Genomic DNA, 16,465 nt, shown 5'->3' on the forward strand with positions numbered 1-16,465 from the left:
CTTATTCTTCCATCTCTGATAGCAGACGCTGCATTTCGCCCAGGGCTTCATCCGTGGAAGGCCCTTGGGGTTTTTCGATCTGCTCGGCAAGCGCGGCAATCGTCGGGTTGTGGAACAGGCTGCGCAGTTCGATCTTGATGCCGAATCGGTTCTCGACCCGGGTCATCAAGCGCATCGCCAGCAATGAATGGCCGCCCAGTTCAAAGAAGCTGGTGAACACTCCGACTTGCGGCACTTCGAGCAGCTCCTGCCAGATTTCGACCAGTTGCTGTTCCAGTTCGTTGTGCGGCGCCACTCCCTGAGTAGCGACCGGTTGCGGCGCAGGCAGGCTCTTGCGGTCGATCTTGCCGTTGGCGTTCAGGGCAAAACGCGGCTGCTCGATGAAACCGGCGGGGATCATGTAGCCCGGCAATACGCCCTCCAGATGGCGACGCAATGCCGCCTGATCCACCGGGCTCGGCGTTTGCAGCCAGGCGAACAGGCTCTGACTGCGCGCATCGATCATCACCACGGCTTCTTCCACGCCAGGGTAGCGGCGCAGCAGCGATTCGATCTCGCCCGGCTCGATGCGGAAACCCCGCACCTTGACCTGGAAGTCACTGCGCCCCACGTAGGCCAGCCGACCGTCATTGCGGCGGCGCACCAGATCGCCGGTGCGATACATGCGGCTGCCAGGCTCGCGGGCATAAGGATCGGGCAGATAGGCCGCAGCCGTGATCGCAGCAGCATGCTGATAGCCACGGGTCACACCGGAACCTGCGATATACAGCTCACCGGTGGTGCCCAGTGGCACCGGGCGCAGCATTTCGTCGAGGACATAGCAGCGGGTGTTGAGCAACGGCGAGCCAATATCGGCAACGCCGCTCGGCACTTCCTGCAACGCCTGAGTCGTCGACCAGACGGTGGTTTCCGTCGGGCCATAGGCGTTGATCAGCGTCACGCCACGGCTGCGCAGCTCGGTCACCAGTTCCCCCGGCACCGCTTCGCCACCGATCAGGCCGCGTACAGGAGGCCAGTCGGCCTGCCCGGTTTCCAGCAGAATCTGCCAGCCTGCCGGTGTTGCCTGGAACACTGTGGCGCGACGCAGCAAGGCAAACAGTTGGTGCCCATCGACAACCTGCTCACGACGCGCAAGCAGTATGGCTGCGCCATTGACCAGCGGCAGGAACAGCTCCGGCTTGCACATATCGAAGGCGTAGGTGGTGCTGGCGAGCCAGACATCATCAGCGCCGAGTGGCAACTGCCGGTCTAGGCCTGCCAGCAGGTTGCTCAGGTTGTCGCGTGTGACCTGCACGCCTTTCGGTGTACCGGTCGAACCCGAGGTGTAGATGACATAGGCCCGTTGCTGCGGGTTGACCGCCAGTTTCAGGTTGTCGGCACTGTAGTCATCCAGCGCCAGTTGATCGAGCAGAGCCTTATCGACGCCGCTCAATGCCTCGGCACTCAGGCTTTCGCCAAGCACCAGTGCCGGACGCGCATGTTCGATGATGAAACGCAGGCGGTCTGCCGGATGTTGCGGGTCCAGTGGCAGGTACGCCGCCCCGGCCTTGTGAATGGCCAGCAGGGTTGGCAACAGCCATGGGCCGCGTGTCAGGCAGACGGCAATCAGGTCATCGGTGCCGACACCTTGAGCGCGCAGCCAATGGGCCAGGCGGTTGCTACGGGCATTGAGTTGCCCATAAGTCCATTGCTGGTCCTGGCAATCAACAGCCAGCGCATCAGGTGTCAGTTCCACTTGCCGCTCGAAACGGGCAATCAGGTCCACTTCGCGCTGCAGGGCCTGGGCTGGCAGGTTCCATGGGCGCTCGTCCAGCGCGTGATCGGCATTGGCCAGATCGATATCCCACAGGCGTGCTTCAGGTTGTTTCAGCATGCCTTCGAGCAGATTGCGATATTCGTCGGCATAGCGTTGTGCAGTGCGTGGCAGGAACAGGTCGGTGTTGTACTCCAGCACGCACTGCCAGTCCTCACCGTGCTGCTCGATATGCAGACCGATATCCACCAGTGCGCTGTCGCTTTCGACATTCAGGCGCTGCACCGGCACGCCGGCAAAATTGTGTTCCACCGATACGGCAACATCGCGCTGGATCAGGTTGAACAGTGCCTGGAACAGCGGCGTATGGCTCAGGTCGCGGCGCACTTGCAGGGCTTCAACCAAACGCTCGAACGGCACGTCGCCATGCTGTTGCGCCGCCAGATGTGTGGCTTGCAGTTGCTGCCAGAACTGCTCGACCGATTGCAGCGGATCAATGCTGCTGCGCAAGACCTGAGTGGTGGCGAAATAGCCGATCAGGTTATCGGTATGGGCTTGATGGCGATGAGCGACAGGCAGACCGATCCAGATTTCACGCTGGCCGGAGTGTCTGGCCAACAGGGTTTTCCAGGCCGCCAGCAAGGGTGCGAATGCCGTCAGGCCGTGGCTTTGTGCCGTTTCCCGCAACTGACCGACCAGCGTGGCGGGCAGGCTGAAGCGCAGGCGCTGGCCGTTGTAGCCTTGCTCCGCAGGGCGAGGCAAGTCGGTCGGCAGGTTCAGCACCGGCGGCTCGCCTGCCAGGGTCTTTCGCCAGTATTCAAGCTGTGACTCGATCAGCGCCTGCCCGGCCGGGCCTTGCCAACTGGCCGCAATGTCGGAGAACTGCAACGGCAGTTGCGGCAGGCAAGCGTTGCGGCCTTCCAGAATGGCCTGATAGATCAGTTGCAGTTCATTGAAGAAGATCTCCAGCGAACGGGCGTCAGCGATGATGTGATGCAGCGTGACCTGCAACACGCTTCGGCCTTGACCTTGATACACGTGCACTCTGAACAGCGGCGATGCCGTGAGATCGAAAGTGCGCTGTGCTTCCTGGCTCAGTTTTTGTGCGAAAGCCGGGGAATGTTCGTCGACTTCCAGCGGCTCGATGCTTACCTGCACCGCTGCCTGATCCTCGACACGCTGGCGTGCGCCTTCGGCGGTGTCGCTGAATACCGTGCGCAGGCTGTGCTGACGGCTGATCAGTTGGGTCAGGGCCTGCTCCAGCACTGCCGGTTGCAGAACCGCATCCAGACGCAAGGCCAGAGACAGATGATAAGCCTGGGTATCGCCTTGCAGACGATCCAGGAACCACAGACGCTGCTGGGTGAAATGCAGCGGTGCCAGAGGCTCCTTGAAAGGACGCAGGATGCCTTCGGACTCAACACTGATCGCCGCCAGTTGCGCAGCCAGATCCCGCAGGACCGGGTGCTCGAACAGCGTGCGCAATGGCAGGCGTCGACCATGCTGTTCGGCAATACGCGCCACCAGACGCGCAGCCAGCAGCGAATGTCCGCCCAAGGCGAAGAAATTATCCTCGGCACCAATGTCGTTGCTGCCCAACAGCTCTTCCCAGAGCCGCGCCAGTTCCTGCTCCCACTCGCCGGAAAGCACACCGCGCTGGCCGTCGCGCTGGAGCGGTTCCGGCAACGCCTTGCGATCAACCTTGCCGCTCGGGCTCAACGGCAAGGTGTCCAGATGCACAAACTGACTTGGCAGCATGTAGTCCGGCAGTTGTGCGCCAAGGGTTTCGCGCAGCAGCGTTTCATCCTGCACATCGCCAGCGTAATAACCCACCAGCCGCGCCGCTTCACCGTTGCCCAGCAGCACGACAGCCGCCTCGCGAACGCCGGGGATACGCGCCAGTAATGCTTCGATTTCCCCCAGTTCGATACGGAAACCGCGCAGTTTGACCTGGAAGTCCAGACGACCCAGGTAATCCAGACTGCCATTGCTGTTGCGGCGTACCCGGTCACCGGTGCGGTACATGCGGGCGCCGGCCACGAATGGGTCGGGCAGGAATGCCGCTGCGGTCAGTCTTGGCGCGGCGAAGTAGCCACGGCCCAGGTTGGCACCGGCCAGATACAGTTCACCGGGAACGCCTGCGGCCACAGGTTGCAGGTCGGCATCCAGAACATAGGCAGCGGTATTGGCCACAGGCTGCCCGATGGGCACTTCCACGCCAGTCTCACTGCCATTGCGGATCTCGAAGGTGCTGTAGACCGTTGCTTCTGTCGGCCCGTAACCGTTGATGACCCTGGCTCCCCTGCCCTCGATGGCTTCGGCCAGCGCACAGGGCAAGGCTTCGCCACCGGAAATGGCCCGCACACCTTGCCAACTGCGCGAGGTATGAGCAACCAGCATCCGCCAGGTCGCTGGCGTGGCCTGCATGACCGTCGGTTGTGAAGCCAGCAGCAGTTGATCGATGGCTTGCGGGTCCCGCGCCTGTTCACGATCAGCCAGCAGGATGCTTGCGCCATGGGCCAGCGGTAGCAGCAGTTCGACAATGGCAATGTCGAAGGTCGCGGTAGTCAAGGCCAGCACCCGGTCCTGACTGGTCAGCGGCAGAACTTGCCCGACAGCCAGCATCAGGTTCATCAGGTTGCCACGGCTGATCGCCACACCTTTGGGCTTGCCGGTGGAGCCTGAGGTGTACAGCACGTAGGCGAGTTGATCCGCTGTCCATGCCGGTGTCCGGAGTGCTTCGGTCGAGTTCAGAGTGTCGATATCCAGCAACGGCACGCCGCTGTTCCACTCGGCCAACGCTTCCAGGCTCGCGGCAGTGCCCAGGCATATCCGGGGTTGCGCAGCTTCCAGAATGTAACGACCACGTTCCGGTGGCGTGTCTTCGGCCAGCGGCACATAGGCTGCGCCAGCCTTGAGGATGGCCAGCATGGTCGTAGGCAGACGGGCATCGCGGGGCAAGCTGAAGGCCACACGATCTTCGATACCGACACCATGGGCCTGCAACACTGCTGCCAGTCGTTCGGCTGCCTGATTCAGTTCGGCATAGGTAAGGCGCTGATTGCCTGACAGGACGGCAATGGCGTCGGGCTGACGGGCAACCTGAAGGTCAAAGGCCTGGAGAATGTCCTGATGGCCATCGACTTCAGGGCCGTCGAGACGTGCCAAGGCACGTTCGGCAGGTTGCCAGGCCAGTTCACCCAGGGCTTTTTCCGGTTGGTCGAGCAAGGCATCCAGCAGTGCCAGATATTGACCGGCCATGATTTGCACGGTCTGCTCGCGGAACAGATCGCTGCTGTATTGCAGGCTCAGGCTGATGCCATGCTCGCTGTCACGCACATCCAGGTGCAGGTCGCACAAGGCGCTGTCCGGACGGTTGTCCAGTGGCTCGGCGATGACATCGGTCAGCTCGAAACGCTCCAGCGCATTGCCCGGGAAGTAGTTGAACATGACCTGGAACAGCGGGTTGTAACTGACTTGCCGCGCCACTCCGAGTTGTTCGATCAGGTAATCGAACGGCAAATCCTGATGGGACTGCACCGACACGGAAAGTGCCTGCAACTCGCTCATCAATTGCAACAGGCTGCGCTCGCCGGACAGCTTCTTGCGGTACACCAGCGTATTGACGAAGCAGCCGACCAGAGGCTGCAACGCTGCATGATGCCGGTTGGCAGCCGGCACCCCGACAATGATGTCGTCTTCACCGCTGCGGCTGCGCAACAGCAACTGGAATGCAGCCAGCATCGGGACAAAATTGCTCCAGCCGTGACGGGCGCTGAAGGCCCGCAAGCGTGCGGTCAACGCTTCAGGCAGGCGCTGCTCGACGCGCCCGCCGTTCTGGCTGGCCTGGACGGGACGCGGAAAATCTGCCGCCAGTTCCAGTACCGGCAATTCACCTGCCAGTTGCCCGCGCCAGAAGCTCAGTTCCTGTTCGCAGGCCTTGCTGCTCATCCATTGATGCTGCCACAGGGCGTAATCGGCGTATTGCATCGATACTGCCGGGGCATCTGCGGCCAGGCCTTGACGAAGATTGCGGTACTGCTTGCACAAACCATCGATGATCAGTTGCAGGGACCAGCCATCGGCAACGATGTGATGGCAGTTCAGCGACAGGACAAACGCTTCGGGCGCCAGACGATAAAGCCTGGCACGCAGCAACGGTGCGGCTTCCAGATCGAACGGCGTCATTGCATCCTGGCGCAGCAGGTCGTGCAGTGCTTCTTCGCTGCGTACGTCGATCAGTGGCAGCTCAAGCTCGCTACGGGGCAGAATCACCTGGCTCGGCCCCTCGGCCCCGCTGATGAAGCCGGTGCGCAACACTTCATGACGGTCGAGCAAGGTCTGCAAGGCTGCCTGCAGGTCGGCGATACTCAGATCACCGGTCAGGCGCACCGCGCCGGCCAGGTTATAGGCCGGGCTTTGCGGGTCTAGCTGTTGCAGGAACCACAGCCGTTGCTGGGCAAAGGACAGCGGCAGTTTTTCAGGACGCGGCAAGAGCGTCGGCGATGACTTGGCGGTATCGGTACGGTTTTCCAGCCACTCGGCCATGGCGGCGATGGTTGGGCGCTCGAATACCACGCGCAGTGGCAGATCTTTACCGCTGAGCTTGCCGATCAGACCGATCAGTTGCGTGGCCAGCAGTGAATGGCCGCCCAGCTCGAAGAAGTTGTCTTCGACACCGACCTGATCAAGGCCCAGCACGCTTTGCCAGGCTTCGACCATCTGGCCTTTCAGTTCGCTGCTTGGCGCCACATAGCGAGCCTGGCTTTGCGCGGCAAAATCCGGCGCGGGCAAGGATTTGCGGTCAATCTTGCCGTTGCCATTGAGCGGGAAACGCTCCAGGAACATGAACGCGCTCGGAATCATGTACGGCGGCAGGTTGCCCAGCACATGCTCGCGCAGGGCTTCAATGCCCGGCTGGGTATCGGCTACCACATAGGCCACCAGCACTTTGGAGCGCTGCTGATCATCGCGGGCCACCACCACCGCTTCCCGGACACCTGGGTAACGGGTCAGGCAGGCTTCGATTTCGTCCAGTTCGATACGATGTCCACGGATCTTGACCTGATGGTCGGTACGACCGACGTATTCCAGATCGCCATTGGGCAGGAAGCGCGCCAGGTCGCCCGTGCGGTAGATACGGCTGCCATCGTTGGCAATCGGGTCCGGTAAAAACACCGCCGCCGTGCGTGCCGGGTCGGCCATGTAACCGCGACCGACACCCACACCGGCAACGAAGATTTCCCCCACTGCACCGGCAGGAATGGGTTGCAGGTCGGCATTGAGCAGGTAAAGACGGTTGTTGAGTGTGGCGCGGCCAATGGGCACGTTGATGCGTTGCTCGGGCAAACGCTCAAGCAACGGATGGAACGCTACGTCATCGGAGCATTCGGCCGGGCCATAGGCGTTCATCAACGGGATCGCGGGATAACGCTCGAACCAGCGCCGCGCCAGGGCTGGTGGCAGCGCTTCGCCGGTGGCCAGTACCCAGCGCAGACGCGAACGGTCCAGGCCAGCATCGAACAGGCTCTGCATCAGCGACGGCACCGCTTCAAGAATGCTGATGCCATGCCGCTCGATGGCTGACGCCAGATCGTCGGGGTTCTGCACCACGCAATCGCCAAGAATCACGGTCCGCGCACCCAGCACCATACCGGCCAGGGTTTGCCAGACGGAGATGTCGAAACATTGCGGCGCTGTCTGGGCAATCACGTCATTGGCATCGAGCCCAAGCCCCGGCAGTTTACCGAGAATATTGTTGAGCATGCCCGCGTGGGCCACCATCGCGCCCTTGGGCGTGCCGGTGGAGCCGGACGTAAAGATGCAATAGGCCAGCGAGTTGTCATGAACCGGAATGTTCAGGTCGTCATCGCTGTAACTGCTCAATACCGACGTGTCGTAGAGCAACGACTTGAGTGGCTGCTCCAGGAGTTCCACGGCCTCCATCGCCAGCTCGCCCTGCCCTGCGCTGTGGATCAGCAAGGGCGTGCGGCTCTGGCGCAGCACCTGGGCCAGACGTTGTGGCGGGTTGCGCGGATCGAGTGGCAGCCAGCCTGCACCGGCCTTGAGGGTCGCGACGATCATCACCACCAGATCCAGACCACGCTCGTCGAACACTGCGATCAAGTCGTCGGATTTGACACCCACGGCCCGCAGATGCCGGGCCAGACGGTTGGCCGCACGGTTCAACTGGTCGAAAGTCAGGCTCTGTTCGCCATGCACAATGGCCACGCGATCAGGCGTCTGGCGAACCTGTTGCTGCAAGCGCTCGATGTACAAGGGTTGCAGCAGTTGCTCATCGGCGGCCAGACCACCACCGGCCCAGACCTGATGCTGAAGGGCAATTTCACGCTCATCGAGCATGGCCAGATGATGCAAGGGCGTGTCGGGCTTCGCGCTCAGCGCTTCGCCCATATTCAGCAGCAAGGTCCGGAAATGGCGCAGCATCTGCTCGATTTCTTCGCGCAGGAACCAGTCGGTCTGATAGGTCAGTTGCAAATGCAGACGTTCGCCCGGAACGATCACCACCGTCACGGGGTAGTTCGTGTGGGTTCGGTTGGCCATGTCGCTGATCAGATAATCCAGCTGGCTCTGACGCAGGTCGGAAGCAATCGGCGCGTTCTCGAACACGAACAGGCTCTGGAACAGATCCTGACGCTGCACTTCACTCCAGCGCTGGATTTCGGCCAGGGAAACGCTTTCGTGCTCCCGCAGGCTCAGGTTCTCGGTCTGCAAGGCTTTGAGCCATGGGCCCAGCGCATCGTCCGGCTGCCAGCTCCAGCGTAGCGGCAGGCTATTGATAAACAGGCCGACAATGCTTTCCATACCCTGCAAGTGAACCGGACGCCCGGCCACAGTGATACCGAACACCAGATCGCGATCACCGCTGTAGCGCGCGAGCAACAAAGCCCAGGCGCCCTGCACCAGAGTGTTCAGGGTAATGCCGTGGCGGGCAGCGGTGTTTTGCAGGCTTTGGGTCTGTTCGAGAGTCAGATGCTCGACGCAGTCTTCAACGGGCTCGGCGGCATCCTGGATACGCCCCACATGACCAAAGCCAAACTCGTTGGGCGTATCGAAACCGGCCAGGCGTTGCTGCCAGAAGTCCTGATGATCTTCCGGTTTCTGGGTTTCCAGCCAGCGAATGAAATCGCGGTACGGACGCGGTGCCGGCAGGTTCAGGCGGCGGCCCTCCTGAGCAGCGCGGTAGCCGTTGAGGAAGTCCATCATGATGATCGAGAAGCACCAGGCATCCATCAGGATGTGGTGATAACTGCGCACGAACTGATAGGTGTCGGGTGCAATCTTGTACAGCCTGACCCGCATCAAGGGTGCCTTGGTAAAGTCCAGCCCCTGGGCGCGTTCTTCGCTCAGCAACTGCTCAAGACGGTCCTGTTGCTCGCTGTCACTCAGGTGCGACCAGTCTTCATAGGTGATCGGCAGTTCGACCTGCTTGTGTACCACCTGCATCGGACGCTTTTGCTGCTTCCAGACAAAAGAAGTGCGTAGCAACTCGTGACGCTCCACCACCTGCGCCCAGGCCTGGCGGAAAGCGTCCAGATCGAGGTCGGGCATGACCATGACATGGCGATATTGCAGCAGGTACATCCCCTTGCCGGGGTGCAGCAGGCTGTGGAACAGCAATCCTTGCTGCATGGGAGCCAACGGGTAAATCGCTTCGATATTGCGCGAAAGTGCTTTGACCTTGTCGTTCATGCTGACGGTATCCGAACCTTTAATGTAGGGGACGCAGGGGTGTCACTGCTCAAGCTGTTCGAGCAGGCCCAGGAATTCATCGTCGGACAGGCCTGAGTCAGCGAAGTCCGAAGCCGTGGCGCGGCCAGCCGTTGGAGACAGACAGTGCTCCAGCAAGGCGCCGATCTGCTGCACAAACTGTTGCGCCAATCCATTTACCAGCGCGTGGTCATGCACGTGCGGGGCATAGCGCCATTCGATATGCAGTCGTCCTTCGTTCTCCAGCACCGTTACATCCAGCCAGTGGGTGCGGCGGGTATTGTCCGCACGCATGCCAGGACAGATCGACCGGGACAGGCGCCAGAGACGCGACGCTCCAAGCCATTGATCGACACGGCCCAGATAGTTGAAGGTCAGCAGCGAGGCCGCTTTCAGCTCATTGGCCGGGTCGAGGCGCAACAGGCCGTAGCCGATGCCTTGCTCGGGGACCCGGCGCAGAGCTTCCTTGGCCGCAATGATCGAGGACTCAAGGTCCCAGGAAGTCTTGACTGCCAGAGGGTAGCGACTGGTGTGCCAGCCCACAGAGCGGGACAAGTCAGGGCCTTGTTCCCAGCCGCTGCGACCATGGCTTTCCAGCTCAAGGGTGACTCGCTCGCGCCCTTGCCATTGACCGATGACGCCAGCCAGTGCCGCCACCAGCAGGTCCTGGACCTGAGTGCCGTAGGCTGAGTGGCAATCGCCTTGCAACAATTGCGTCTGCTCAACCGAAAGTTGCGTATCCAGAGTGCGGCTTTCGCCGTATTCATTGGTCTGCTCCAGGGTTACGCCTTCAGCAACCAGTTGCTCATGCCAGTAATCCACCTGAGCCAGTACTTCGGGTTCGCTGCGATGGCGCTGCAAGGCTTCGCTCCACACATGGAAACCCGCCGAGACGGCTGGCAGAGCCAGGTTCGGTTGCAGGTACAGGCTTTCCAGTTCTTCCAGCAGTACTTGCCATGACACCGCATCCACCAGCAGGTGATGGGCCGTACACAACAGCTCCCGGCTGTGGGAGAAATACACCCATCGGATCAAGGGTGCCTGATCGAGGCTGAAACCCTGCTGCCAGCGTTGCAGCAAGGCCTCGGTCAGAGGCTCCTGCTCCACGTGCAACAGCGCCTCGACCTGCCTTTCGGAAAAGGCCTGATAACGTTGTTGCCAACCGTTTTCCGAGGCCTCGAAGGTCAGGCGCAGGCTGGCATGGCGCTTGAGCAACGCACCAACGGCCTGGGTAAAGCGTTCCTGATCCAGCGGCTCGTCCAGTGCCAGCAACAGCGACTGGTTCCAGTAGCCGGGCCGGGTTTGCTGCTGAGCGAAGAACCATTCCTGAATCGGTGTCAGGGCAAAGGCTGTGGTGGGTTCCTGGGACTTTGGTGATGCACCTGCGTTTGCCGCGCCAAGGTCAACCACCTGCTCTGCCCAACCGCGCACGGTGGGGAACTCGAAGATTTGCTTGGGCTTGAGTTGCAGGCGTTGCTGCTTGGCCTTGGCGATGATCTGCAAACTCAGAATCGAGTCACCACCCGCCGTGAAGAAGTTGTCGTCGGCACTCAAGTCAGGCTTGTCGAGAATCTCACGGGCGATTTCCAGCAGGCGTTTTTCGAGTTTGCTCTGCGGTGTCTGCGCCACTCGCGCCAAGGCCCGCACGCTTTGCTCGGCAAACAATTGCTTGGGCGTCATCAGGATTTGTTGCTGACGCGCCACAGCAATGATTTGCAGGCCGAGAATGGAGTCACCGCCATGGGCGAAGAAGTTATCGTCCGGCCCGAGTTCGGGCTTGCCAAGCAGTGTCCGCCAGATATCCAGCAAGGTGCTTTCAACGGCATTCAGGGGTTGATTGCCTGTCGGCTCTGCCGAAGACGACTGAACCGGCGCCTGCTCGCTCAGATGTTTCAATGCCTGACGATCGACCTTGCCATTAGCCAGTAAGGCAAAGCGCTCAAGGCAATGCCACTGGGCTGGCTGCATATAGTCCGGCAGTTGCGTTTGCAGAACGCTCTGGATGTCGGCCAGAGCCTGCGGCGGCGCAATCAGGAAGGCCACCAGACGGTTGCCGGTCAACGGCGTCGGGATGTTCAGCACCCGGACATCACTGACCTGCGCCATGGCGCGCAATTGGGCCGCGACTTCTGCCGGTTCTACCCTGTAGCCGCGGATCTTGACCTGTTCATCGAGCCGGCCAAGAAATTCCACCTGGCCCTGATGATTGAGTCGTACCCGGTCGCCGGTGCGATAGCCGTACTCACCAAAACGGGCGTGATCCGCATCTGGAGCGCTGAGATAGCCCGGTGCGACTGTTGCGCCCTGAATGTACAGCTCGCCGCTGACGCCAATCGGCAACAATGCGCCATCGGGAGAACGCACGCTGACCTGAACATTGGCCAGTGGTCGCCCTAACGGTGCAGCACCGCTGTCATCGACTTCATGGGTCAGGACGCCGACCGTGGTTTCGCTGGGGCCGTAGTGGTTGACGATGCGCAGATCCGTTTTCAAGGTGCGCAAGCGGCTGACCAGATCATGGCCCAGCGCTTCGCCGCCTGTGACCAGACACTGGCGCGGCAGTAAGCGCTGCGGATCTCTGGCGACCAGCAAGGCGTTGAGATGTGACGGCACGATCTTCAGCAGATCGACGGGCTCACGCTCCAGCACGGCGGCCAGTTCCTCGGCGTCGAAGGCCAGTTCCTCGCCCAGCAGGCGCAGACGGCGGCCACTGAGCAAGGCCCCGAACAAGGCCGTATGCCCAAGGTCGGTCGCGCAACTGGCGAGGCTGGCCAGGCTGGCATCAGCGCTCAGGTTCAGGCGTTCAAGACAACCGGTCACGTAATGAATCAGGTTGCCCTGGCTGACCTTCACCCCTTTTGGCTTGCCACTGGAGCCCGAGGTGTACACCACGTAAGCTGTCAGGTCTGCCGCCAGCGCGGCGCGCAACGGCGAATCACTGAATAGCGGCGCAGAAGGTATTGGCAGCCAGCGCACCTGTTCCGACAACCATTCGGGGCGCGCCCCTTCGCCAACCAGCACCTCAGGCGTGGCATCCAGGCAAATGTCCTGCAAGCGCGACTGCGGCCATTGCGGGTCGAGGGCCAGATAAGTCGCGCCACACTGCCAGGCCGCGAGCATATGCATCACCAGTTCGCGACTGCGCGGCAGGCACAAGGCAATCCGCTTGCCCGCCAGACTCAAACCGTCCTGCAAACGCTCGCCACGGGCGACCACCGCACGGCCGAGTTCGGCATAACCGAGAACGCCCTCTTCATCCTGCAACGCAATCGCTTGAGGTTGCAGGGCGCACTGTTGAGTGAAAGCCTGCCAGGCATTGTCGATGGCCAGCGGCACGTCCTCGCCCTTCAGGAAGGATTGCTGCTGCGCAGCCAGCCAGTCCAGTTCGGCAAAAGGCACTTCGGGTTGTTCGAGCACTGCATGTACCAGGGCCACGAACTGGTCCCGATAACGTTCGATGGTTTGATGGATGTACAACGCCTTGCTGTAGCGCCACCGGCACAGGAAGCCTTCTTCCTCGTCGATGACCACCATGTTCAGTTCGTGTGCGGCACCGCGCTGTTCCGAGATCAAGCGGTCGACATATTGCTCGAAAGGCGCGATACGCTCCTTGTTGAGGGTGAACATATGCTGGAACAGCGGCGCCCTGCCCATCTGCCTTGGCAAATCGAGCTGTTTGACCAGACGCGAGAACGGGTAGTGACGGTGTTGCAGGGCCTGTTTGACGGTGGCGTCCACCTGTTTGGCCCACTCGCCACTGGAAAAGTCGCGGCGCAGACGGCAACGGATCGGCAGCGGGTTGACCAGATAGCCCGGCAGATTGAGGTGTTCACGCCGCAAGCGCCAGCCGCTGGGCGTCCCGAGCACGAAGTCGTCCTGCCCCGACAGCACGCCGAGAAACTGCTGGAACAGCGAGAACCAGAGCACATAAGGCGTTACGCCCAGACCACGGGCGACGGCACGGATTCTGGCCGTAGCAGCCGGATCGAAGCGAACAGACAACTCGCCGCCCTTGAATGCCTGATTGCTGCCATACGGAAAGTCAGTCGGCAATTCCAGGGCCGGGGCTTCGGCCAGTTGTGCCTGCCACCATGCCAGCTCCGCAGACTCGGTCGCTTCGCTGCGAATGTGCAGATCACTGCAATAGTCGCGATACGCATCGGGATTTACAGGAGGCAGCGTCTGGTCATTGACCAATGCGAACAACTCATTGAGCACAATGTAGAACGTGGCCAGATCCGCAGCGATGTGATGAATCACCAGCAATACGCTGTACTCGGTCTCGCTACCCTGTGAATTACTCAAAAGAACGACGCGACTGACTTCACCGGCTTCCAGATTGAACGGCGCATCGGCCAGCTCGGTAATACGCTGTTGCAGGGTTTCGGCGTTTGCTGCCTGCAATGCAACACGCTGCAACGGCTGGACCTTCTCGCGATGACTCCATTGCAGCAACTCGCCATTGCGTTCGGCATAAGCCGTACACAGCATCGGGTAGCGCTGCTGCACCTTGGCCCAGGCATCTTGCAGGCGCTGGGGGAAATCCTCGGTAAAGAACTGCGCCTTGAGACGACCGGCATAAGCAATGTTGTAGGCGCAGCTTTCAGGCTCCAGACGCTGGAGAAACCAGAGCGCCTGCTCGTTATCCGTCAATGGTCGGGCATCGAAATAATCGGGGTGCTGTTGCAGCCATTGCAGCACTTCGGGGCCCTGGGCCTGCAACTCGGCTACCAGCTCAGCGTTCAAGTCGCCCTGCGATCCATGGGCAATGGCCAACTGGCCTTCAGCTATAGACAGGCGAATTCCGCGCAGCCAGCAGCGATGCATCAGGCGATCCATTTGATGTCCTTTTTCTACTTGTTCAAAGTAAGCCGCCCATTGCGACGGCTTTCTGAAAGAGAGTGCTCAGCTTGCCGAAGCAGGCTCCGCCATGGCGACCACGACCTTGCGTGCGCCCTGGAATGTCGAGCGGCCGTGGGCCACCAGCATGTTGTCGAGCATCAGCACGTCACCGGCCTGCCAGGGGAAACTCACCTGGCAACGCTGGAGAACAGCGCGCACATGCTCAAGAGCTTCCAGCTCGATAGGTGAACCGTCGCCGTAAAACACGTTACGTGGCACACCCTCTTCGCCAACGATGGAAATCAGCGTTTCGCGTACCGCTGGTGCAAGGTTGGAGATATGAAACAGGTGCGCCTGATTGAACCATACCCATTCGCCGGTAACCGGATGCTGGGCAACGGCCTGACAGACCTGGCGAGTGGAAAGCTCGCCATCGTCATTCCATTCGAATTCGATATTGCTGGCCCGGCAGAAGCGCTCGACCTGCTCACGGTCTTCAGTGCTGAAAGCCTGTTGCCAGGGCAGATCCAGACCGTTGCCGTAGTTGCGCACATACATCAGGCGCTTGTCGGCAAAACGCTGGCGGATGACCGGGTCCAGTTGCTGGTAGACCAGACGGCTGTCGGCAATCGGGGTTTCACCACCGACCTGGGCCGCCTGCACGCAATGAAACCAGATCTTCATTGGCCAGTTCAGCGAATAGGACTGTTCATTGTGCAAAGGGATGATCTGGTGAGCCGGGTATTCGGTGGAGGTATAGACCCGGTTGTTGAGCTTGGTACGTGGTGTGGAAGCGTAGTCGTAGGTCAGCAGCTCATGGCCGAAACTACAGGCAAACGCTTCGAAGTCGGCCTCACCCTTGAAGGCAAAACCACGAAACAGAACACCACCGGCACGCGGCAGTTCAGTCTCGACTACCTGCTGAATCTGCTCGCGATGGGCTTGCCAGGTATCACCGGCAGCCGGAGCCTGAAATATGAACGGCAGAGTCTGTTCGCTATCGGGGAAAACCTCCATGGATTGAACTTGCGTACGCGCCAAACCCGTTTCCATTTGAAACCCCTCGCCATTCGGATAAGCGTATTTTTGGAGAGCGCAAATTAATACAAACGAGTAACAACATCAATAGAGAATGATTGTCATTTATGACTTTTGTATCGAAATTGACACATTTCATTGAGCCTGCAGCACGCTCTCCCGCTCACCGATATGCGACATCAGCAAATAGGCAGATCCCAGCAGCCCTTGCATCGTATCGGCATAGCGGCTGCGGTTCAGATACAGGAACTGGCGGTTTTTGACCGCAAACAGATTCTGCCATTGCGGGGACTTGCGGAAGGCGGCTGTGCTGGTCTCCGAATCTAGCAGCTCCTCATATGTATCAATAATGAAATCACTGTTGAAGTCGCCAATTCGCTCCAGACTGTAGGGAACGTTCTGCCTTGCCGCGCTGTAAGCCGGCACACGCCCGAGGCCAAAATCGGCGATGACATCATCCATTCCTCCACGGCCGATCAACTGAAAACCATCGGTGTAGACCTCAAGCGTCGTGACAGTGATTCGCGAAGGGTCCTTGACCCGTTTCTTGAACTCCTTGACGACCCATTGGTACTCGCCCAGCATTTCGGCGTAGCGCTGCTGCTTGCCGACCAGTTCGGCGAGTTCCCTGGCGTAGGTCTTGATATCACTTTCACGTGCAGGCAACAGCACCACCGGCGCAATCTTGCTGAGCTTCTCCTTGATATCCGCGTGATATGACAATCCGACGATCAGATCGGGCTTCAAGGCGGCAATCGCTTCCAGATCGGGTGCCTGATGCGAGCCGATATATTGAATGCCCGTCACATCGAAGCGTTCCTGGGTGCCGCGAAACAGCACATCGGAAAACAGCTTTTTACGGCCTGTGGAGCCGCAGGGTTTGACGCCCAGTTCCAGCAATTGCGTGGTCAGGCTGAAGTCATGCAGCGACACGATGCAATGCGGTGCCACAGGCACTTCGACCCGCCCAAAGCTATTCTCGAACACCTTGGTTTCAGCGGCGCCGGCCTCTACAGCCAGCAATGCCAGAGGCACACACAACATGCCCACCACACCTCGGAAAAATCCTTTCACCCGCGCTTACCCCCAAAGTATTTGTTT

4 protein-coding genes are annotated in these 16,465 nt (G+C 60.4%); all 4 read right to left on the reverse strand.

Annotated features, from left to right (window positions below; translation table 11 throughout):
• Nucleotide 1: 1 nt before the first annotated feature.
• Nucleotides 2–9,466 carry an amino acid adenylation domain-containing protein gene (locus tag ACODS3_RS07210; RefSeq protein WP_489033893.1) on the reverse strand — a complete coding sequence of 3,155 codons (9,465 nt, stop codon included), beginning with the start codon at nucleotides 9,464–9,466 and terminating at the stop codon, nucleotides 2–4.
• 42 nt (nucleotides 9,467–9,508) lie between these two features.
• A complete protein-coding gene (locus ACODS3_RS07215) occupies nucleotides 9,509–14,323 on the reverse strand; it encodes an acyl carrier protein (protein ID WP_489033894.1) in 4,815 nt (1,604 codons plus the stop codon).
• A gap of 66 nt (nucleotides 14,324–14,389) precedes the next feature.
• Complete coding sequence (locus ACODS3_RS07220) at nucleotides 14,390–15,343, reverse strand: TauD/TfdA family dioxygenase (RefSeq protein ID WP_374063357.1); 954 nt, start codon at nucleotides 15,341–15,343, stop codon at nucleotides 14,390–14,392.
• Nucleotides 15,344–15,499: 156 nt separating this feature from the next.
• Nucleotides 15,500–16,438, reverse strand: coding sequence for an ABC transporter substrate-binding protein (locus ACODS3_RS07225; protein WP_489033895.1), 939 nt, complete (start codon nucleotides 16,436–16,438; stop codon nucleotides 15,500–15,502).
• Between the last annotated feature and the right edge of the window lie 27 nt (nucleotides 16,439–16,465).

Source organism: Pseudomonas sp. FG43 (genome assembly GCF_057809175.1).

Bases quoted from the DNA above. Each gene is read 5' to 3' on its own strand.
- ACODS3_RS07210 (WP_489033893.1), bottom strand. From the start codon at position 9,466: ATGAACGACAAGGTCAAAGCACTTTCGCGCAATATCGAAGCGATTTAC.
- ACODS3_RS07215 (WP_489033894.1), bottom strand. From the start codon at position 14,323: ATGGATCGCCTGATGCATCGCTGCTGGCTGCGCGGAATTCGCCTGTCT.
- ACODS3_RS07220 (WP_374063357.1), bottom strand. From the start codon at position 15,343: ATGGAGGTTTTCCCCGATAGCGAACAGACTCTGCCGTTCATATTTCAG.